General features: G+C 67.5%; 13 protein-coding genes. 5 read left to right on the forward strand and 8 right to left on the reverse strand.

The window, feature by feature from the left end:
• Positions 1-70: 70 nt before the first annotated feature.
• The 4 genes from ACN28I_RS40550 (at position 71) to ACN28I_RS40565 (ending at position 7,622) form a co-directional block, all read left to right on the forward strand.
• Positions 71-1,516 (forward strand): Ig-like domain-containing protein, encoded by a 1,446-nt coding sequence (locus ACN28I_RS40550; protein WP_420947249.1) that lies wholly within the window; start codon positions 71-73, stop codon positions 1,514-1,516.
• 4 nt (positions 1,517-1,520) lie between these two features.
• On the forward strand, positions 1,521-5,636 hold the full coding sequence (locus ACN28I_RS40555; RefSeq protein WP_420947250.1) for a lamin tail domain-containing protein: 4,116 nt from the start codon (positions 1,521-1,523) through the stop codon (positions 5,634-5,636).
• Between the two features lie 320 nt (positions 5,637-5,956).
• Positions 5,957-6,409: a hypothetical protein gene (locus ACN28I_RS40560; RefSeq protein ID WP_420947251.1), complete on the forward strand. Its 453-nt coding sequence runs from the start codon at positions 5,957-5,959 to the stop codon at positions 6,407-6,409.
• A gap of 196 nt (positions 6,410-6,605) precedes the next feature.
• Positions 6,606-7,622, forward strand: a complete 1,017-nt coding sequence (locus tag ACN28I_RS40565) for a hypothetical protein (RefSeq protein WP_420947252.1) — start codon at positions 6,606-6,608, stop codon at positions 7,620-7,622.
• A gap of 57 nt (positions 7,623-7,679) precedes the next feature.
• Here ACN28I_RS40565 and ACN28I_RS40570 read toward each other — a convergent pair whose 3' ends face one another.
• Entirely contained in the window at positions 7,680-10,193 is a 2,514-nt protein-coding gene (locus ACN28I_RS40570) for a glycogen/starch/alpha-glucan phosphorylase (protein ID WP_420947253.1), read from the reverse strand.
• A gap of 375 nt (positions 10,194-10,568) precedes the next feature.
• Here ACN28I_RS40570 and ACN28I_RS40575 point away from each other — a divergent pair, with 375 nt between their 5' ends.
• On the forward strand, positions 10,569-11,156 hold the full coding sequence (locus ACN28I_RS40575; protein ID WP_420947254.1) for a DUF2378 family protein: 588 nt from the start codon (positions 10,569-10,571) through the stop codon (positions 11,154-11,156).
• 22 nt (positions 11,157-11,178) lie between these two features.
• Here the strand turns inward: ACN28I_RS40575 and ACN28I_RS40580 are convergent, their stop codons facing one another.
• The 7 genes from ACN28I_RS40580 to ACN28I_RS40610 all read right to left on the reverse strand — a co-directional run bounded on the left by ACN28I_RS40580 (position 11,179) and on the right by ACN28I_RS40610 (position 20,458).
• Positions 11,179-12,261, reverse strand: a complete 1,083-nt coding sequence (locus ACN28I_RS40580; protein WP_420947255.1) for a class I SAM-dependent methyltransferase — start codon at positions 12,259-12,261, stop codon at positions 11,179-11,181.
• 129 nt (positions 12,262-12,390) lie between these two features.
• Positions 12,391-13,563 carry a peptidoglycan DD-metalloendopeptidase family protein gene (locus ACN28I_RS40585; RefSeq protein ID WP_420947256.1) on the reverse strand — a complete coding sequence of 391 codons (1,173 nt, stop codon included), beginning with the start codon at positions 13,561-13,563 and terminating at the stop codon, positions 12,391-12,393.
• 288 nt (positions 13,564-13,851) lie between these two features.
• Complete coding sequence (locus ACN28I_RS40590; RefSeq protein WP_420947257.1) at positions 13,852-15,345, reverse strand: SpoVR family protein; 1,494 nt, start codon at positions 15,343-15,345, stop codon at positions 13,852-13,854.
• A 22-nt stretch (positions 15,346-15,367) separates the two neighbouring features.
• Entirely contained in the window at positions 15,368-16,477 is a 1,110-nt protein-coding gene (locus ACN28I_RS40595) for a DUF444 family protein (RefSeq protein ID WP_420947258.1), read from the reverse strand.
• 18 nt (positions 16,478-16,495) lie between these two features.
• The gene (locus ACN28I_RS40600; protein ID WP_420947259.1) at positions 16,496-18,562 is read right to left on the reverse strand and encodes a PrkA family serine protein kinase; all 2,067 of its coding nucleotides are present in this window, start codon (positions 18,560-18,562) and stop codon (positions 16,496-16,498) included.
• A 334-nt stretch (positions 18,563-18,896) separates the two neighbouring features.
• Positions 18,897-19,694, reverse strand: coding sequence for an ABC transporter permease (locus tag ACN28I_RS40605; protein ID WP_420947260.1), 798 nt, complete (start codon positions 19,692-19,694; stop codon positions 18,897-18,899).
• A complete protein-coding gene (locus tag ACN28I_RS40610; RefSeq protein WP_420948805.1) occupies positions 19,694-20,458 on the reverse strand; it encodes an ABC transporter ATP-binding protein in 765 nt (254 codons plus the stop codon). The genes ACN28I_RS40605 and ACN28I_RS40610 overlap by 1 nt, the downstream gene beginning before the upstream one ends.
• Positions 20,459-20,503 lie beyond the last annotated feature (45 nt).

A 20,503-nucleotide genomic window follows, 5' to 3' on the forward strand; every position in this document is an offset into this window, starting at 1 on the left:
CTGGTAGAATACAGAGCGTGCCCGCCATTCCCTGGCGGGCGCTGGTCTCCCCTGTCTCCTGGAGTTGTTCATGATGCATGCCTCCCCCGCCTTCGCGCGGCTGGTCGCGTGGAGTGTGTTGTTGTTGGGTCTATCCGTGGGCTGTGGGCAGGGGTGTGGAGATCCCACTCCCAACCCGCCGGCGGCGCGCGAGATGCCGGACGCGGATCGCTCGACGGTGGTGGTGAGCAGGACGCTGGGCGTCCGGGCCAACGGTGAGGACTCCGTCGACATCCAGGTGACGGTGCGCAAGGAGGACGGGTCGCCGCTGGTGGGCCGCACGGTGCAGGTGACGGTCTCCGGCGAGGGCAACACGGTGACGCAGCCCGCGGGCCCCACGGATGAGCAGGGCCTGACGAGCGCGAAGCTGGTGTCCACCGTGGCGGGCGTGAAGACGGTGACCGCGTCGGTGGAGGCCGAGGGCGGCGCGGTGACGCTGTCGTCGCGGCCCACCGTCGAGTTCGTCCGGCTGCCCGCCTCCAAGCTGGCCTTCACCACGGCGCTCTCCTCCGGGACGGCGGGCGTGGCGCTGGGCGCTTTCGAGGTCGCCATCCAGAACGCCGAGGGCGAGACGTTGAGCGACGCCACGGACACGGTGACGGTGGCCGTGGGTGCCGGTCCGGCGGCGGCCAGCCTGAAGGGGACGGTGTCGGTGGCGGCGGTGAATGGCGTGGCACGCTTCGAGGGCGTGGTGCTCGAGAAGGCCGCGCGGGGCTACATCCTGGTGGCGAGCGCCGAGGGCCTCACGGGCGCGACGAGCAGACCCTTCGACGTGGCGTCCGGCGCGCCCGCCCTGCTGGTGCTGAGCCACTCGGGCCTGCCCGTGACGGCGGGCACTCCGTACAGCTTCGAGGTCTTCGTCCGGGATCTCTACGGCAACGACGCGGCCGGCTACACCGGCACCGTGCGTTTCACCTCCGATGACAGCTCGGCCGTGCTGCCGGGGGACTACACGTTCACCGAGGCGGACCAGGGCCGCCACGTCTTCACGGAGGGCATCACCTCGCGGCGCGCGGGCGCCCGGCGGCTGACGGTGACGGACCTGGCGGAGGCGGCCTTCACCTCCACGCTGGAGCTCTCCGTGGTGCCGGGGCCGGTGACGGCGCTCGCCTTCACCGAGACGCTGGCCCACCGCCCGGTGCGCTCGTCCTTCGGCGTGCAGGTGGCGCTGACGGACGCGTTCGGCAACCTCGTGCAGGCCGGTGCTCCCGCCGTGACGCTCTCCGCCAACAAGGCGGATAGGGTGACGGGCCTGGGCACCGTGGTGCCGGTGGATGGTGTGGCTTCCTTCACGGGCCTCTCCATCGCCGAGGAGGACACGGGCTACGTGCTGACGGCCACGGCCGCGGGCGTGGGCTCCGTGCCCAGCAACGCCTTCAACGTCATCGACGAGGTGCCGCCCGCGAAGCCGGAAGCTCGTCCAGACGGCCAACTCCGCCTCGTCCATCACCGTCTCCTGGGCGCCGGTGGGCGATGACGGGATGCTCGGCACGCCGTCCAGCTACGAGCTCCGCTACTCCGCGGCGGCCATCGTCTCGGATGCGGACTTCGACGGCGCTACCCCGGTGGCGGTGGCGGCGCCCGTGCCCTCCGAGGGCACCCGGACCGTGACGATCCCCGGGCTCTCCTCCAGTACGAGCTACTTCGTCGCCCTGCGGGTGACGGACAACAGTGGCAACGCGGTGCGCTCGGACACGCTCGTGGCCTCCACCAAGCACCTGACGGCCACCCGGGTCGTCTTCGTCGAGCAGCCGAAGAGCGGGAAGGCCGGCACGGCGCTGGCTCCCATCTCGGTGGAGATCCAGGACGCGGCCGGGCTGCGCGTCGACAGCGCGGCCCTGGCGGTGACGCTGACGGTGGTGGGCACCACGGGCTTCGGCCCCTACACCGTGACGTCGGACAAGGGCCTGGCCACCTTCTCGGGTGTGCGGATCGACAAGGCGGGCAAGGGCTACACCCTGCAGGCCACCTCGCCCTCGCTCACTGACGCGGACAGCGTTGCCTTCGACATCGCCAACGCCGAGGCCAGGCGCCTGGAGCTGGCGGGTCTGGGCCCGGCGACGACGGCTGGCGCCAACAACCCCGTGACGGTGACGGTGCGTGACGCGTTCGACAACACCGCCGAGGACTACACCGGCACGGTGTCGTTCGCTTCCAGCGACGCCGCCGCCAGCACGCCGGCGGACTACGCCTTCCTCGCCACCGACAAGGGCCAGCATTCCTTCGAGGTGGTGTTGCGCACCCTGGGCGAGCAGAGCCTCACGGTGTCCGCCCCGGGCCTGCTGGAGGCCACGCTGCGCACGGACGTGGGCCATGGGGACCCGAGCACGCTGGTGCTGACGGGGCTGCCCTCCGAGGTGAACGCGGGTGAGGTGTCCGAGCTCTCGCTCGAGGTGCGGGACGGCTTCGGCAACCGGGCCACCGGCTACACCGGCACGGTGGTGTTGAGCTCCACCGACAGCAAGGCCACCCTGGAGGCGGAGTACACCTTCACCGCCACGGACAAGGGCTTCAAGAAGTTCCCCGTGACGCTGGTGACCGCGGGCGCTCAGTCCGTGACCGTGCAGGACAAGGCCCTTCCGGCCACGCTCAACGCGAAGGCCGACACCACGGTGAAGTGGCTCCCGGTGGCGCGCCTCGTGGTGGAGGCTCCGGCCTCCGTGGAGGCGGGCGCCCCGCTGTCCGTGAAGGTCACCGCCGTGGATGCCCATGGCAACGCGGTGAAGGACTACACCCGGCAGGTGAGCTTCTCCGCGGATGCCGACGGGGCCACCGTTCCGGCGGCCTACACGTTCACCCTCCCGGACGAGGGCAGCCGCATGTTCGGCTTCACGCTGGAGAAGGCCGTCGCCACGAAGATCACCGTGACGGACTCGGAGGGCCTGAGCGTCACCCATGACGTGTCGGTCACCCACGCTCCGGCCGCTTCGCTCGTGATGGTGGCTCCCACCGGACCGGTGGGGGCGGGCATCGCCTTCACCGTCGATGTGACCCTGAAGGACAGCTACGGGAACGTGGCCACCGGCTACACGGGCACCCTCGACTTCACCTCGAGCGACCCGAAGCTGGTGCCCCCCGCCAGCGGCGAGCTCACCGGCACGGATGCCGGCCACAAGGTCTTCTCCGTGACGCTGAAGACCGCGGGCGAGCACTCGTTGTCCGTGAAGGACACCACCCGGGCCTTCCTGACGGATACGGTTTCCTCCCTCGTGGTCGAGCCCGGCCCGGCCCGCAAGCTCGCGTTCCGTGACCAGCCCACGGGCGGCAAGGTTCGCGCGACACTGGCGGCGGTGACCGTGGGCGTTACCGACGAGTTCGGCAACCTCCTCGCCGTGGATGCACCGGACGTCACGCTGGGCCTGACCGGGGGCAACCCCGCGGCCGTGCTCGGTGGCGGTACGCCGGCCGTGAAGCCCGTGGGAGGCATCGCGACCTTCTCCGGCCTCACCGTGAACCAGCAGGGCACGGGCTTCCAGCTCGAGGCCCTGGGCGGGACGCTGGACAGCGCCCGCAGCAACACGTTCACCATCGTGGATGATGTGGCGCCGGCGGCCGTGTCGCTCGCCCTGGTGTCCAAGACGAGCGTTCAGGTGGAGCTGCGCTGGACGGCCGTGGGCGATGACGGGATGGAAGACATCGCCTCCAGCCACGAGCTGCTCTACGCGACCATCCCCGTCGAGACCGCGCCGCCCGGCAGCATCTCGTCGGTGGCCCTGGGCGCTCCCCAGGATCCGGGGAGTGAGGAGTCGGCCGTCATCACGGGGCTTAGCCCGAGCACCACCTACTACTTCATGTTGAAGGTGACGGACGACGCCGGCAACACGGCCGTCTCCCGCCTGGACACGACGATGAACGCGGACCCGTGCGCCGGCATCACCTGTACGGCGCTCGAGCCCGCCTGCGCCCCGGATGGCGTCTCGCGCATCACCTACACGGCGGCGTGCGTTGACGTGGCGGGCACCGCCACCTGCGAGGAGACGGAGACGGCCACCGCCTGCCCTGGCGCCCATGCCGTCTGCTTCAAGGAGGCGTGCGACACGGCGGCTCCTCCGGGCATCGACCAGCTCAGCATCTCCGAGTTGATGCACTCGCCCTCGTCCAGCACCACCGAGTACATCGAGCTGACCAACAACACCGGCAACCTGCTCAACCTCAACGGCCTGACGGTGTCCTACCGGAACAGCGCGCGTGTCACGTCGTCCTTCGTCGTGAGCTCCGGCGGCAGCGTGCCGGTGATCATCGACCGCAAGGGCACCTTCGTCCTGGCGCAGAACAAGGACACCGCCACCAACGGTGGGGTCTCCGCCAACTACCAGTACGGCGCGGACTTCGCCCTGGAGGGCTCGGGGCTGCTCCAGCTCTCGAATGCCAGCACCACGCTGGAGTTCTTCGAGTACACGCCGTCCTTCCCGCAGACGCTGGGCAGGGCGATGAACCTCTCGTCGCTGGTGGTGGGCACCAAGGCCTCCGCGCATGGGTGGTACTGGTGTGATTCGGAGACGCCGCTCATGGCGGGCGGTGACCTGGGGACGCCCAACGCCCGCAACTCCACCTGCGGCATGCCGGAGACTCCGGCCCTGGAGTGGTGCAACATCCAGTACCCGAAGACGTTCCCGTCCGGGGATGGCAGCTACCCGGACACCGTGAACTCGGGCACCTCGTGGAGCATCTACAGCCAGGTCTACGGACCGGGCGTGACCAACAAGCGGACCACGGGCAACGACTTCTACCCGCACGTGTCCGCCGAGCTGGGCTACGGCACGGATCCCGCCAACCCGGCGGGCTGGACGTGGACGGCGGCGTTGCCCAACGGGGGCTACTCCAGCGCCTTCAGCAACAACGACGAGGTGATGGGTACGCTGACCATCCCCACCGCGGGCACCTACCAGTACGGCTTCCGCTACCGGCTCCGGGATGCGGCCACGGGCAGCTACGGCCCCTACGTGTATTGTGACCAGAGCGGGCTCGTGACTCCTCCGGCGGGCACCTACGGGACCGTGACCGTCGTCACGCCCGCGCCTCCCGTGCTGACCAATCACCTGGTCATCAGCGAGCTCGCCGCGGAGGGGCCGACTGGCGCCAACGACGAGTTCGTCGAGATCCACAACCCGACCGATGCCGACGTGACCGTGTCCAACTGGAAGCTCCAGTACAAGTCGGCGACCGGTGCTTCGTACTCGACGAGCTATACCTTCTCGATCGGCGCGAAGATCCCCGCCCGCGGCTACTTCCTGTTGGCGTTGAGCGGCACCAGTTACTCCGGATCCGCCATCCCCAATGGGTCCTACAGCCTGGCGATGGGCGCGGCCGGCGGCCATGTGCGCCTCCTCCATTCGGATGGGACGACGGTGGTGGACACGTTGGGTTACGGCTCGGCGAACGCAGCCGAGGGCGGCGCCGCCATCAAGGGCACCCCGGGCTCGAGTGGCAGCTACGAGCGCAAGGCGGTCTCCACCTCGACCGCGGAGACGATGGCGGTGGGAGGCGCTGATGCCAACCGCGGCAACGGGTACGACAGCGACAACAACGCGAACGACTTCGTGGTGCGCACGACGCGTCAGCCGCAGAACTCCTCGAGCGCCGTCGAACTGCCGTAGCGGGCCGCTCGTCCAGCCGAGGTGACAGGAGGCCGCTCCGGGCTACCCGGGGCGGCCTCTCGTTTTCGGCTTCGTGGGAGCTCCAACCGTCTTCCGCCGGTTCCCAGGGCGTTGGCTGGTACACAGCGGCGCCGGAGTCGTTTCAGCGGCCCGACACCCCCAGCCGGGGGCGTTCGTACCGGGAGGAAGTGGGCTGTATGGTGTTCAGACGTCCGCTCGCGACAGGCCGGGCGTGGGGGGAGGCAGGGAAATACCGGCCTCGGGTGTTGGTCGGATAGCCGTTTTCCCACTCACCAGGAGTCGCCTGTGCCGGAGTTGGCATGAGTGCAATCATCATGTTCGACGATTCGCGCTGGCCGCTGCTCATGCTTCGTGTCACCGGCCCGATGACCGACAAGCAGTTCGGCGAGTTCCTCGCGCGGTCGAACACCTATCTGGAGCGCGGGGACAGGTACGTCAGCATCTTCGATATCGCCCAGGCCGGTCTGCCCTCGGCCGTGCAGCGCCAGATGCAGGCGGACTGGATCCGCAAGCAGGAGCCCCTCCTGCGCGAGCGGGTGCTGGGCAACGCCAACATCATCACCTCGGCGCCCATCCGCCTGGCGCTGAGCCTCATCTTCCACCTCAAACCCCTGCCCATGCCGTATGCCGCCGTCGCCGACATGGACTCGGCCCTGCGCTTCGTGATGGGCAAGCTGGAGGAGGGCGGGCTCGGCGCCGAGGCCGCGCGCATCCGGCATGATCTCGGCCTTCCGGGCATCCGCACGGGTTGAACCCCGAGCCTCCGGGCGTTGCACCCGGGGTGAATGGTGTCCCCTCATCGCCAAATGTTAAATGGCGAGCGCCTCCGCTTCCGGAGGTGTGAGGGGGAATGTCTTGGAAAGCGCCTGGGTCACCTGTCCGTCCTGCCAGCTCAAACACCGCAGCCGTCCCGAGGGGACGTGTCCGCGGTGTGGGGGCGCCATCGGTGTGGCTCCTGAGGGATTCGCCCCACCGGCGCCGGCCGCCGACGCCTCGGCGGCGCTTCCGTGGAACGGGGGTGAAGCGGCCCAGGCCTCCGGCTCCGAGGACGTGAACCCGGCGCTGCGTCTTCCGGGCGGCGTCCTCCTGCTCAATGCCGTGCTCGTCATGGCGGAGCGGATCCTGGTGCCCGGGCTCGCGGGGGAAGGGCCGGGCGGAATCGGGGGGGCGGGTGTCGTCTCCATCGTCATCGACGCGGCCCTGGGCATCTCCCTGCTGACCGGGAGCGAGCGCTACCGCGGCCTCGCCACCCTGCGCGCGGCGCTGGGGCTGCTGGTCTTCACCGGGCTCCACCTGTTCCGCGGGGACATGGTGTCCGCGGTGGTGCAGTGCGTCTTCTCCGCCTCGCTGCTCATGCTGCTGGCCGGGACTCCGTCCGGGCTGCGCCGCGGCCTGGGGGTGCTGGGCGTGGCCCTCTGCATGTTGCTCGAGGTGGCGGGCCTCTACGCGCTGCGTACCGGCCGGGACTTGTTCGGCGGCGTGTTCTCCGGCGCCAAGGAGGTGAAGGGCGGCGTCGTCGCGGGAAGGAATTTCCCCTACCGGATGAACGTGCCGGGGGCGTCCTGGCGCATGCGCAGCGAGGAGTCCGCGGCCAAGGACAACGCGCTGGTGGACCGCTGGCTCATCCATCCCAAGACGGGGGCCAACCTGCTCATCATCGGCGAGGAGATTCCCGCGGGCAGCCAGCTCAACCTGAGCCTCTTCGGGAAGAACGTCGTCAACAACCTGCGCAAGGGGATGAGTGTCTTCGAGGCGCAGGAGCCCATCTGCGACAACTTCGGGGGCATTCCCACCTGCCTCATCCGCGGCAGCGGCAGCGCGAACATGATGGCGCTCGAGTACGAGATCCGCCTGTTCTCCACGCCGGGCGCGGCCTACCAGTTCATCGCCTTTGGCCCCACCGAGAACTTCACGGGCCTCCAGGACGAGCTGCGGCAGGCGGCGCAGTCCTTCACCACCGAGTGAGCCCCGGCGGGGAGGGTGCCCGCGGCGTCAGCGCGCCGCGGGCTCCTCGTGAGTCACTCAGGGGAGCACGGGGGTCTGCTTCACCCGCCAGATCTCCTCGGCGTACTGCTTGATGGTGCGATCCGAGGAGAAGATGCCCGCCTGCGACACGTTGTGGATGGCCATGCGCGTCCACTTCTCCTGGTCCTTGTAGGCCCGCGCCACGTCCTGCTGCCGGGCCGCGTACGCGCCGAAGTCCGCCAGCAGCAGGTAGCGGTCCTCGTTGAGCAGACCCTCCACCAGCGGCTTGTAGAGGTTCTTGTCCTCCGGCGAGAAGAAGCCCGAGGCGATGAGATCCAACGCCTCGCGCAGCTCCACGTTGCGCTCGTACTCCTCGCGCGGCTTGTAACCGGCGCGCTTGCGGGCGAGCACCTCGTCCACGGTGAGGCCGAAGAGGAAGAAGTTCTCGTCGCCCACCGCCTGGCGGATCTCCACGTTGGCGCCGTCCAGCGTGCCCAGCGTGAGCGCGCCGTTCATCATGAACTTCATGTTGCCCGTGCCGGAGGCCTCCATGCCCGCGGTGGAGATCTGCTCGGACACGTCCGTGGCCGGGATGATGCGCTCGGCGAGGCTCACCCGGTAGTTGGGGACGAACAGCACCTGCAGGCCCGTGGTGCCCGCGTCGCTGTTGACCACCTCGGCGATGCCGTTGATGAGCCGGATGATGAGCTTGGCCTCGTGATAGCCCGGCGCCGCCTTGGCCCCGAAGAGGAACACCCGCGGGGCGATGATGGTGCTCGGATCCCTGCGAGCCTTCATCCACAGCGACACGATGTGCAGCGCGTTGAGGAGCTGGCGCTTGTACTCGTGCAGACGCTTGATCTGCACGTCGAAGATGGCGTTGGGGTTCAGGTCCACCTGGCAGGTGTCGCGCAGGTAGCGGGCCAGGTCTTCCTTGTTCTGCTGCTTCACCTGGGCGAAGGCCTTGCGGAACTCCGCGTCGTCCGCGAGCGGCGCCAGCTTCTGGAGCTGATCCAGATCCGTGGCCCACTCCCCGCCGATGCGGCTGGTGATGAGCTTGGACAGGCGCGGGTTGCTCCACGTCAGCCAGCGGCGAGGCGTCACCCCGTTCGTCTTGTTGTTGAAGCGCTCGGGGAGCATCTCCGCGAAGTCCGGCAGCACGTCGCGCTTGAGCAGGTTGCTGTGCAGCTCCGCCACGCCGTTGACGCTGTGGCTGCCCACCACCGCCAGGTGCGCCATGCGGATCTTCTTCTCCGGGCCTTCCTCCACCAGGCTCATCCGCCGCATCCGGTCGTTGTCGAACGGGTAGCGGATCTGCACCTGCCGCAGGAAGCGGTGGTTGATCTCGTAGATGATTTCCAGGTGGCGCGGCAGCAGGCGCTCGAAGAGCGTGGCGGGCCACTTCTCCATGGCCTCGGCCAGGAGCGTGTGGTTGGTGTAGCCGAACGTGGCCTGGGTGATGGCGAAGGCCTCGTCCCACTGCAGACGCTTCTCGTCCACGAACACGCGCATCAGCTCGGCCACGGCGATGGCCGGGTGGGTGTCGTTGAGCTGGATGGCCGCCTTGTTGGGGAAGTCGCGGAAGTCCGTGTGGTTCTTCAGGTAGCGCCGGACGATGTCCGCGATGGAGCAGGCGACGAAGAAGTACTGCTGCTTGAGGCGCAGCTCCTTGCCGGCCTGGAAGGCGTCGTTGGGGTAGAGGACCTTGGAGATGACCTCCGAGTCGTTCTTCTCCACCACCGAGCGCTCGTAGTCACCGGCGTTGAAGAGCAGGAGATCGAACTCCTCGCTGGCGCGCGCCTGCCACAGCCGCAGGGTGTTGACGGTGTTGTTGCCGTAGCCGGCGATCGGCGTGTCGAAGGGAACGCCGATGACCGTCTTGCCGCCCACCCAGCGCGCCACGGGGCGGCCGTCGGCGCCCTGGTGGTGCTCCACGCGCCCGAAGAAGCGCACCGGCACCGCCTTCTCCGGACGGACGATCTCCCAGGGGTTGCCGAACTTCAGCCACTCGTCGGCGCGCTCGACCTGGTAGCCGTCGACGATGTCCTGGGTGAAGATGCCGAACTCGTAGCGGATGCCGTAGCCCATGCCGGGGTAGCCCAGCGTGGCCAGCGAGTCGAGGAAGCACGCGGCGAGCCGGCCCAGGCCGCCGTTGCCCAGGCCCGCGTCCGGCTCCATCTCGATGAGCGTGGAGAGGTCCACGCCCATCTCGCGCATGGCCTGCTCGGCGGCGTCGTACATGCCGATGTTGATGAGGTTGTTGCCGAGCGCGCGCCCCAGCAGGTACTCGGCGCTGAGGTAATAGGCGCGCTTCACGTCCTGCTCGTAATAGGTGCGGGCCGTACGGACCCAGCGGTCCGCGAGACGATCGCGGACGGCGAGCGCCAGGGCCATGAAGCGGTCGTGGGCGGTGGCCGTCTCGGGGTTCTTCCCGCGCGAGAAGCGGACGTGCTCGAGCACGCCCCGGCGCACGTTGCGCGGGTCCAGCCCGGTGCGGCTGGACTCACGCCCCGTGTCCTGGGAATCGGACGCGGAGGTGGGCGGCACATCGACGGGAGCGAGGGTGGACATAGTTCGTGGAGCTCTTCGTTCGGTGAATCAGGTGGCGTCATGCGCCCGCCGGTAGGCGGTGCGCGGGGCTTGCCAGGGTATCTGTCACCGGGCCGTCCCGCACCGAAAGAAAAAATGCGTGCTTCCACAGCGGGCAGGCACTCCAGGCGCGGCCTGATCGGGAGTTACGGGTCTGCGGCCCTCTCCCGCCTGGGCCCGGAGCCAGCGGGCGAGACCCTTCCCGGCCCCCGCGCGGAAGACGGCCGCGAGCGTGTTCCCGGAGGGAATGGCGGGCGGGTGGCGGCCCTTCTGATCCCTCGCCGATCAGGCGAAGAGTCTGGTAGGAAGCAGGGCATCCAGGTCCTGCCCCCGGCCTGGGACCCGGAAGGTTCTTTCATGCCTAGTGACAAGAACGACCTCGCTCAGCGGATAGCCGTCTGCAAGCCCGAGGACACCGTGCGCGGGTTCATCTTCAAGTCGGTGTACGGGCTGGTGGAGCAGCGCGCGGGCAGTACGGGCACGGAGCGGCTGATGCAGCAGCTCCGGGTCAACAAGATGCCGGTGGACTTCTTCTCCTATCCGGTGGCGGATTTCCTGCGGCTGCTCTACGCGGCCGCGGACATCCTGGAGCCGCAGTACCCCTCGGTGGAGGACGCGCTCCGGGCGTGCGGCGCCTCCACCGCGACGGGCTTCTTCAAGTCCTACGTCGGCAACACGCTGGTGAAGCTCATCGGGATGAATGATCCCAAGCGGCTCTTCACCTCGGTGGACACCGTCTATTCCACGCTGGTGAGCTACGGGAAGCGCTCCTACGAGGATCTGGGGCCCAACCGGTTCCGGCTGGACTACAAGGGCGACATGCAGCCCATCTACTTCCACGAGGGCACGCTCACCGAGGCGGTGCACGTGATGCGCGGTAACGGCAAGGTGACGGGGACGGCCCTGGCGATCAACCACGCCCAGTACCTCTTCGAGTACGACTGAAGGCCGTCCCCCGCCCCTCGGCTCAGCGCTGCTTCTGCCCGGCCCAGAAGATGTTGGTGTTGGAGAGCGAGTCGGTGATGTTCTCCACCGTTTTGATGTTGCGCGCGGGTGTCCCCTCGCACACCACCTGGAACTGGGGCTGGGTGCGGTGGATGACGTGCCAGTCGCAGACGTACTCCATGAAGGAGCGCCAGGGGTTCTCCTGGTGCAGGTTCGTCAGCAGCAGCAGGCCACCGGGCGCGAGCAGCGAGCCCATGGTGTCCAGGAAGCGGGCGATGACGTTGTCCTTCAGGTAGTCGAGGATGCCCGCGGCGATGACCACGTCCATGGGCCCGTCCGGGTGGCGCAGCTTGTCCGGGGCGTCGCGGTGGCGCAGGAGCTGGTAGGTGGACAGCTGGGTGAAGGTCACCTCGGGCGGAGGCACGCCGTTGCGCGGCAGGCGCGCGAGCTTCTCGAACTGGCGGCGGTTGAAGTCGAGCGGGGCCGGATCGAAGTCGCACAGGGTGAAGGAGCCCGTGCCGCCCAGGGCGGTGTACTCGCGCAGCGTGTGCTCGGGGCCGCAGGCGAAGGACAGCACGCGCAGGGGCCGCCCCAGCGTCTGGGCATGGCGGTGCAGGTGGCCGAGCAGCCAGGGGACTCGCGCCCGGTGTGCCTTCCCCGGCCCGCAGTTGATGGAGTAGTGCGTCAGCAGCCGGGCCAGGGTGGACACGCCCCGGTCCTCGCTGTCGAAGATCATCTCCACCGTGACGTAGTCCCCGGGGTAGCCCAGGGGCTTGTCCACGGCGCGCCGCACGAAGGGGCTCTGCAGGAAGAAGGGCTGGACGGCCGAGCGGTGGTGCTCCAGCGCCCGCTCGCGCTCCTCGTCCGTGAGGTGGATGTCCAGCTCGGTGAGCTTCGCGAAGTGCTCGTCGAGCCAGGCGGTGACTTCCGGGATGCGCTTCTTGAGCAGCGCTGCCTGCTCCTCCTGCATGGACTGGCGCTGCTGCGGGTCCCTCGGAAAGTGCGCCAGGCGCTCGGGAAGCCCTTGCTGCAATTCTTCACTGAGCCGGACGAGCCCACGATGGAGCTCCTCGGCGGTCTGGATGAACTCGGCGATGGCGGACATTCTGTCTTGGGGGGAGTGGGGGGGCTGACGCAGGTAACACCCCATCCTATCAGACAGGTCAGCCGGCAAGCAGCGGGCTTAACGAGGAAATCAGGTGTAACCCTACATTTCAGGTGGGGCTGGAAAAGTCTACGGCTGGGCGCCCGCCGCGGCGACGGAGACGGCGTCGAGCTGCTGGGCGAGCGGAGCGACCTTGGAGCGGAAGTCCGCCAGCAGGTGCTTGGGCAGCGGCTCCGTGCGGGGGAAGTTCTGGTTGAGCGGGTTGACGTGGCTGCCGTTGCGCTTGAGGGCGTAGTGCAGGTGCGGGCCGGTGCTGCGGCCGGTGTTGCCCGAGTAGGCGATGACCTGCTTCTGGCTGACGCGGGCCCCCGCGCGCACGCCGGAGCCGTACTTGGACAGGTGCAGGTAGCACGTCTCGAAGCCGTTGGTGTGGCGCAGGCACACGGTGTTGCCGCCGGCGCCGGTGTTGTGCGCCACGGTGACGGTGCCGTCGGCCACGGCCCACACGGGCGTGCCGATGGCCGCCGCGTAGTCCACGCCGTTGTGCGCCTTCACGTACTTGAGCACCGGGTGCACCCGGCTGCCGAAGCGGCTGGTGACGTGCGCGTACTTCAGCGGGCTCTTCAGGAAGGCCTTGCGCGCGCTCGCCCCGTCCTCCTGGAAGAAGCTGGCCTTGCCGTCCGGCAGCTCGTAGCGGAACACCCGCTTGGTGCCCACCGACTCGCCCTCGTACGTGGCCGCCAGCACCTCGCCGTAGCGCAGAATCCGCCCCTTGGAGACGAACTTCTCCACCAGTGCCCGCGCCCGGTCTCCCTTGCGCACGTCCCGGTAGAAGTCGATGTCCCAGGCGAACACGTCCGCCAGCACCATGCCGATCACCGGATCCTCGCCCGCGGCCAGCGCCGCCTCGTAGAGCGAGTGGTTGATCTCCAGCGACACCAGGCCCACCTGCTTCTCCACCTCGATGGCCCGCTTGCTGCCGACGAACTTGTCCCCGTCCCGGCGCACCTGCCACTTGTCCACCGCGCTCTGCCGGTAGCCGAAGAAGTCCAGCTCGCCCTCGCGGATGACGATGCGGAACTGGTCTCCCACCCGCGACTTGCGGAAGTCGAACACGCCCTCGAGCGCCGAGATCACCGCCCCCACCTGCTCCGGCGGCAGCCCCGCCTCCTGCAGCGCCACCGCCATCGGCTGGTTCGGCTCGATGCGGCGGTTCTTCACGGTGTAACGGACGGTCGAGGCTTCGGCAAAGGGCGCGGCCAGCAGCAGGCCCAGGCACACAAAGGCAGTCGCGAGTCTCATGGGGCCCGCGCAGTGTAGTGGAGCTACAGGCCTGTGCCTAACTTCTGGCCACCATTCCCCGGGGCTCGCCCGCCTGGTTGCTTCGCGGGCTTCACGGGGACGGTGGTTTTCCGGCACGGGGGGAACCCGGGGGCCGGGCACCCTCACCCCGGGGGGCTTGCCCCCCCTTTGAACGACGGGGGGCTCCTCTCCCGGGGGGAGAGGGGTTCTGTGCGCGGTGGTCTGCTCGCGGTGGTCTGCTCGCGGTGGTCTGCTCGCGGTGGTCTGCTCGCGGTGATTGGCGCGGGGCTACAGGTCGATCTTCTTCTCGGTGTGGTTCTGCCCGTCGAAGCGCAGCAGCACGCCCTTGTTGTCGTAGCGCGTGATGATGCACGTCGGCCGCCGCCACAGCGACTGCAGGTTGCGCAGCGTCTCCCGCGCGTAGTCACCCTTCAGGTCCTGCCCGTCGTGCTTGTGCGCCAGCAGCAGCTCGCCCCGGTTCTCGTAGTTGGCGTCCACCACCTCGATGATCGGCTGCCCGAAGTTCGTCAGCCCCTGCAACAGCTTGTTCTTCACCTTCCGGAACTCACGGTCCAGGATCTCCCACGAGTTCCTCTTCTCGTTGAAGCCGTACACGAACAGCTTCTGCTCGATCGCGAACTCGGGCGTCAGGAACGTGTCGATGAAGGTGATGTCGTTGTAGTGCTTGCGCACCTCGAAGATCTTCTCGCGGCCCACGCCCAGCTTCTTGTCCCAGGAGCGGCGCGCGCGCAGGTCATCGCACTCGTCCCACTCCTTGCCGAAGCGGCCCTTGTTCCAACGCTCCTCGATGTCCCGCCACAGCTCGATGCCCAGCTTGTACGGGTTGAGCGTCCCGGGCCGCGTTCCCATCGTGCCCGAGTGCCGGTCCGCGTAGTCGATGACCTCGTCATCCTTCAGCGCGCGCCGGGTCATGATCGTCGAGTGCCAGTAGCTGGCCCAGCCCTCGTTCATGATCTTCGTCTGGCCCTGCGGCGCGAAGTAGTAGGCCTCGTCGCGGATGATGGACAGGACGTCCGACTCCCACGGCTCGAGCGGCGCATGCTCCAGGAGGAACAGCAGCACGTCGCGCTGCGGGCGCTCGGGGAACTTCTTGGCCTTGAGCTTCTCGTCCTCGACCTTCTTGCGCTGGCTGTCCAGGAACTCGGTGGGGTTGATGAAGCCGCGCATGTACTCGCGGTCCACCTTGAAACCCTCCACCCGCTCGTTGGACTTCATCTCGTCCTCGGCCCGCTTGGGGTCCGGGTTGCGGCGGATGTGCGGCGCGTGCTGGTCGATGAGGTTCTCCAGCGACAGCGTCCGGTCGATGAAGTCCTCCACCTTCTCCACGCCAATCTTGTCCACCCACCGGCGCACGCGCGTGGCGTGGTTCGCCATGTCGTCGATCATCCGGCGGTTGGTGTGGCGGAAGCTGAAGTTGTTCTTGAAGAAGTCGCAGTGGCCATACACGTGCGCCATCACGAGCTTCTGATCCACGTCCGAGTTGCTCTCCAGCAGGTACGCGTAGCAGGGGTCGTTGTTGATGACGAGCTCGTAGATCTTGCTGAGCCCGTACTCGTACCCCTTCGAGAGCTGCTCGTACTCCATGCCCCAGCGCCAGTGCGGGTAGCGCGTGGGGAAGCCTCCGTAGGAGGCCACCATGTTGAGCTCGTCGTAGGTGAGAACCTCGAAGATGGTCTCGAAGAAGTCGAGACCGAACTGCCGGGCGTAGCCCTCGATCTCCTCCTTCAGCTTACTCAGTCCGGGGGTGAGGCTCTTGGGCATCGCGAGCTCCAGGTGACCGCGGTCAGCGGCCCTTGCCGAGGAAATCCTTGATGGAAGAGTAGATGGCGTCCTTGTCCGCGATCTCGCTCAGGGCCACGTTGGTGGAATCTCCAATGGCCTCGCGCAAGTCCTTGATGAACTGGCCGCTGCCGTAGGGGCTCTCCACCTGTCCGTAGGCGAACTGGTTGACGCCGGGGAGGATGTCCTCGCGAAGCATCTCGATGCACTGGCGCGTGTCATCCGCGCTCCAGTTGTCTCCGTCCGAGAAGTGGAACGGATAGATGTTCCACGCGCTCTTCGGGTAGTCCGCCTTGATGATGTCCCGGCACAGCTTGTAGGCGCTGGAGATCATCGTGCCGCCGGACTCACGCGTGTGGAAGAAGGTGTCCCGGTCCACCTCGCGCGCCACGGCGTCGTGGATGATGTAGCGGGCCTCCAGGCCCTTGTACTGGTGGCGCAGCCACGTATCGAGCCAGAAGCTCTCGATACGGACGATCTCCTTCTGCTCGTCACCCATCGAGCCCGACACGTCCATCATGTAGATGATGACCGCGTTCGTCTCCGGCAGCTCCTGCATCTTGTAGCTGCGGTAGCGCCGGTCCTCGCGCGTCGGCACGATGACGGGCCGCGCCGGGTCATACGTGCCCATGGCGATCTGCCGCTTCAGGGCCTGCTTGTAGGTGCGCTTGAAGTGGCGCAACGACTCGGGGCCCGTGGTGTTGACCCCGGTGTACTTGATCTTCTGGGTGACGATCTTCTCGTTGTGCCGGCGCTCGATGTTGGGGAGCTGCAGCTCCTCCCCGAGAATCTGCGCGAGCTCGTCGAGCGTGACGTCGACCTCCAGGGAGTGGTCGCCCTCTCCCTGGCCGGCCTGGTGCCCATCCCCGGGCTGCACCGAGCCCGGGGAGAGCTGCTGACCCACCTCACCCTCTCCCTGTCCGACGCCACCCTGCTCCTTGTGGCCGTACTTGAAGTGGGGGATGTCGATGAAGGGGATGGGGATGGAAATGGTGTCCTTCCCCTTCTTTCCGACCATCTCCCCCTTCTGCACGTACTTGCGCAGGTTGGATTTGATCTTCCCGCGGACGATCTGTTTGAAGCGCGAGTGGTCCTGATGGATCCGCAGCGACACGACAACCCCCTTGGGTGACTACTCCTTGGCGTCACCGCGCGCGAAGATACTGGCCACGAAGTTCAACACGTCGGTGGAGCAGATCTCGCAGTACCCGTAGTTCTTCATCAGCCGGTCCTTGACCAGGTCGATCTTCTCCTGGGTCTCCTTGTCCACCACGCTGGAGACGAGGTTCTTGAGCTTGATGCTGTCCTTCTGATCCTCGAACAGCTTGAGCTCCAGCGACTTGTGGAGCCGCTCGTTGGTCCGGTAGTTGAAGGTCTTGCCCTCCACGGCGAGCGCGCCGATGTAGTTCATGATCTCCCGGCGGAAGTCGTCCTTGCGGCTGTCCGGGATGTCGATCTTCTCTTCGATCGACCGCATCAGGCGCTCGTCCGGCTCCTCATAGAGGCCGGTGTACTTGTTCTTGACCTTCTCCTTCTGGGTGTAGGCCTTGATGTTGTCGATGTAGTTGCCGCACAGCTTGCTGATGGCGTCCTCATCGGCGCTGATGGCCCGCTGGACCTCGTTCTTGACGATGTCCTCGTACTCCTGCTTCACGGAGGTGAGCATCTCCTTGAAGCGCTTGCGCGAGTCCTCGCTGTTGATGAGCGAGTGGCCCTTGAGACCGGCCTCCAGCTCGTTGAGCACCATGAAGGGATTGATGCAGCCCTCGCCCTTGTCGCTCACCAGGGCATTGGAAATCTTGTCCTGGATGTAGCGGGCGCTGATGCCCTCGAGGCCCTCGCGCATGGCCTCCTTGCGCAGCTCCTTGATGTTGTCCTCGGTGAAGTTGGGGAGCGTCTTGCCGTTGTAGAGCTTGAGCTTCTGCAACAGCGAGAGGTTGTGCTTCTTGGGCTCCTCCAGGCGCGTGAGGACCGCCCACATCGCCGCCATCTCCAGCGTGTGCGGAGCGATGTGCTTGCCCTTGATGGCGCGGGAGTTGAAGTCCTTCTCGTAGATCTTCACCTCCTCGCTCAGCTTGGTGATGTACGGGATGTCAATCTTCACCGTACGGTCACGCAAGGCTTCCATGAACTCGTTGTTCTCGAGCTTCTTGTACTCGGGCTCGTTGGTGTGCCCGATGATGACCTCGTCGATGTCCGTCTGGGGGAACTTCTTGGGCTTGATCTTGTGCTCCTGCGAGGCCCCCAGCAGATCGTAGAGGAAGGCCACGTCGAGCTTGAGCACCTCGACGAACTCGATGAGGCCGCGGTTGGCGATGTTGAACTCGCCATCGAAGTTGAAGGCGCGCGGGTCGGAGTCCGAGCCGTACTCGGCGATCTTCCGGTAGTTGATGTCACCGGTGAGCTCGGTGGAGTCCTGGTTCTTCTCGTCCTTGGGCTGGAAGGTGCCGATGCCGACGCGGTCCTTCTCGCTGAACATGAGGCGGTTGACGCGGACGTGCTCCATGACCTTGGCGAAGTCGCCCTTGTACTGCGTCATCAGGTCCTTGAAGACGAAGCGGCAGGCGGGGCACAGCTCGCTGCCATCCGGGATGGTGTAGCCGGACTCCGGAGGGCACAGCTCGGTGAGGACCTTGGAGCGCCACTCCCGAGGAATGAGGTTGAGCGGCTCCTCATTCATCGGGCACTTCATCTTCTCGCGGACGGTGACGCCGTCCGGGCCCTTCTTGTCGGTGAGCCAGGAGAAGGTGTAGGCGGCGCCCTCGGGCGTCTTGGAGTACTCCTCCAGGCCCTTCTTGAGGAGGCGGGCGATGGTGGACTTGGACGAGCCGACGGGGCCGTGCAGCAGGATGACGCGCTTCTCGGTGCCGTAGCCCTGGGCCGCGGACTTGAAGACGTTGACCAGCTTCATCAACGGCACGTCCAGGCCGAAGATGGCGTCACGGCCGCCGAACTTCTCGTCACTGAAGAAGTGGTAGCGGATGAGCTTCTTCTTGTTGTCGATGTACTCCGTCTTCCCGTGGGAGAGGATCATGTCGTAGATCCTCTGGAAGGCGGTGCGGGTGACCTTGGGGTTCTTGCGGACGATCTCGAGGTAATCCTCGAAGGAGCCCTCCCAGTGGAGCTCCGCGTAGGTCTTCGCGTCTTGCAACGCGGCGATCCTCGCGATCCACGAACCCTTGCTCTCTACGTCCTTCATGACGCTCCCTCGGGCCACCCGAAAGCGCGGGATTCCGCGCCTTTGGAGGGCCAAAAAGTGAACCTGGGGGGGTACTGGGCCATTCCAATTCCCACCCATGACGGGTCCCAGACGACACGAACGCCAGACCTGCCCTTTCGGGACCCCGCCGCGGGGTGGGACCGCGTGGCCAGCTCGTGTCGGAAGGGCTCGTCGCCGATGCGGCGGGCCCCGCCTCCACGGGGTGAAAAGGCACACTCCATTATAAGGGCCTGCCCACCGTCGGGGAGGTGGGGATGCGATTTCTCCGTCCGCGGCGAACGACAGTACGAGAGGAAGGGTGGAAATCGGACGTTCAACTGTGTGGCAGCGTCCCTGCCTGCTCTACATGTCGGCGCGCGGCGGAGAGCGCCCACGCGGCCAATGGCCACAGCACCAGACAGAAGATGAACAGTGTGGCCCAGGTTGGCAGCAGCTCACCGGGACCGGCGCCGCGCAGGGCGGACTCGCGCAGGCCATGCAGGGCATGGGTGGCCGGAAGCAGGCGGCCCATCGTGCGCAGCAGCGGGGGCAGCACGTCTGTCGGGTAGAGGACGCCGGCGAAGAGGTAGCTGAGCGCGTCCAGGGCGTAGGTGAAGGGGTCGCCCCGTTTGAAGACGAGCACGAAGGCGGCCGACAACAGGCCGAGCGCGCAGAAGGTGAGGGCGCTAAGCAACAAGGTGAGGACGAACGAGACGGGGTGGAGGTGCAGCCGCGCGCCGAAGAGGAGTGCGCCCAGGGCGAGCAGTCCCACCGCGCGCAGCAAGGCATTGGCCACGGGCCAGGTGCCCATGAGCGTGACGACGTGCACGGTGGACAGGGGCGCGCCGAGCAGCGGCTCCAGGGAGCCGTCGTTCTGCGCCGCGCGCACCGCGCCACCAAAGCCCGTCTGCAGGGCGCGCAGCAGGGACGCGGTGGCCAGCCCCACCAATGCGAAGGAGAAATAGTCCGCGCCGTAGCGGCCGCGTACCGCCGGGGCCTCCCCCACCGTGCGGGCGAGGAAATAGAAGAGGGTGAGGGTGAAGAGGCTCCCGGAGAAGAGCAGCACCGCGTTGAGCCGGTAGGCCGTCGCTATCTGCAGATCGCGCCGCAGGAAGGCGAGCACCCGGCGCATCACTCCTCCTCCCGGGGCACGGCGGCGAAGACGGCCTCGGCGGCCGGCCGCACCTCGGCGAAGGTGCCCGAGGCGGTGATGCGGCCCCCGTCCAACAGCAGCACCCGGTGGGCCACGGCCTCCACCTCGGCCAGGTCATGGCTGGCGAAGAGCACGGCCGCTCCCCGTGCGGCCACGTCCGACAGCAACCGCGTGCGCAACCGGCGCGCGGCTCCCGGGTCCAACGAGCGCGTCACCTCGTCGAGCAGCAGCACCCGCGGCCGGTGGAGCAGGGCGCGCATCAACACCACCCGCGCCTTCTCTCCGGTGGAGAGCGTGCGCACCTCCCGGTCCAGCAGGCGCCGGGCCTCCAGCAGTCCGGACAGCTCCTCGATGCGCGCCTCCACCTCGCGCGGGGGCACGCCGTAGAGCGCGGCGAAGAAGCGCAGGTTCTGGCGCGGCGTGAGACGCGGCGACAGGCCCCGGTCATCGGCGAGCGCGGCGCCCACCTCGCGGCGGCATCCGGGGCGATCGCGCACCACGTCGCGCGAGGCCACCCGCGCCGTGCCGGCCCCCGGCAGCAGCAGGCCCGAGAGAATGCGTAACAGCGTGCTCTTCCCCGCGCCATTGGGGCCGATGAGCGCCACCACCTCGCCTGCCCGCACCTCGAAGGAGACACCCCGGAGGGCCGTCCGGGGGGCCTCCTGGCGGCCTCGCAGGCGCGCCCACGACCACCACGGCCGGGGGTAGCTCTTCTCCAGCGCGAGGGCCTCGATTTCCAGCATGACCTTCACGGACTCCTCTTCCAGGGGAAGACCCTCACCCTAGCC

It is taken from the genome of Archangium gephyra, assembly GCF_049060025.1.
Taxonomy (GTDB): Bacteria; Myxococcota; Myxococcia; order Myxococcales; family Myxococcaceae; genus Archangium; species Archangium gephyra_A.

Excerpts from the sequence above, each read along its gene's own strand:
- ACN28I_RS40550 (WP_420947249.1), top strand. The coding sequence starts at position 71 with ATGATGCATGCCTCCCCCGCCTTCGCGCGGCTGGTCGCGTGGAGTGTG.
- ACN28I_RS40555 (WP_420947250.1), top strand. The coding sequence starts at position 1,521 with ATGCTCGGCACGCCGTCCAGCTACGAGCTCCGCTACTCCGCGGCGGCC.
- ACN28I_RS40560 (WP_420947251.1), top strand. The coding sequence starts at position 5,957 with ATGAGTGCAATCATCATGTTCGACGATTCGCGCTGGCCGCTGCTCATG.
- ACN28I_RS40570 (WP_420947253.1), bottom strand. The coding sequence starts at position 10,193 with ATGTCCACCCTCGCTCCCGTCGATGTGCCGCCCACCTCCGCGTCCGAT.
- ACN28I_RS40575 (WP_420947254.1), top strand. The coding sequence starts at position 10,569 with ATGCCTAGTGACAAGAACGACCTCGCTCAGCGGATAGCCGTCTGCAAG.
- ACN28I_RS40580 (WP_420947255.1), bottom strand. The coding sequence starts at position 12,261 with ATGTCCGCCATCGCCGAGTTCATCCAGACCGCCGAGGAGCTCCATCGT.
- ACN28I_RS40585 (WP_420947256.1), bottom strand. The coding sequence starts at position 13,563 with ATGAGACTCGCGACTGCCTTTGTGTGCCTGGGCCTGCTGCTGGCCGCG.
- ACN28I_RS40590 (WP_420947257.1), bottom strand. The coding sequence starts at position 15,345 with ATGCCCAAGAGCCTCACCCCCGGACTGAGTAAGCTGAAGGAGGAGATC.
- ACN28I_RS40600 (WP_420947259.1), bottom strand. The coding sequence starts at position 18,562 with ATGAAGGACGTAGAGAGCAAGGGTTCGTGGATCGCGAGGATCGCCGCG.
- ACN28I_RS40605 (WP_420947260.1), bottom strand. The coding sequence starts at position 19,694 with ATGCGCCGGGTGCTCGCCTTCCTGCGGCGCGATCTGCAGATAGCGACG.
- ACN28I_RS40610 (WP_420948805.1), bottom strand. The coding sequence starts at position 20,458 with ATGCTGGAAATCGAGGCCCTCGCGCTGGAGAAGAGCTACCCCCGGCCG.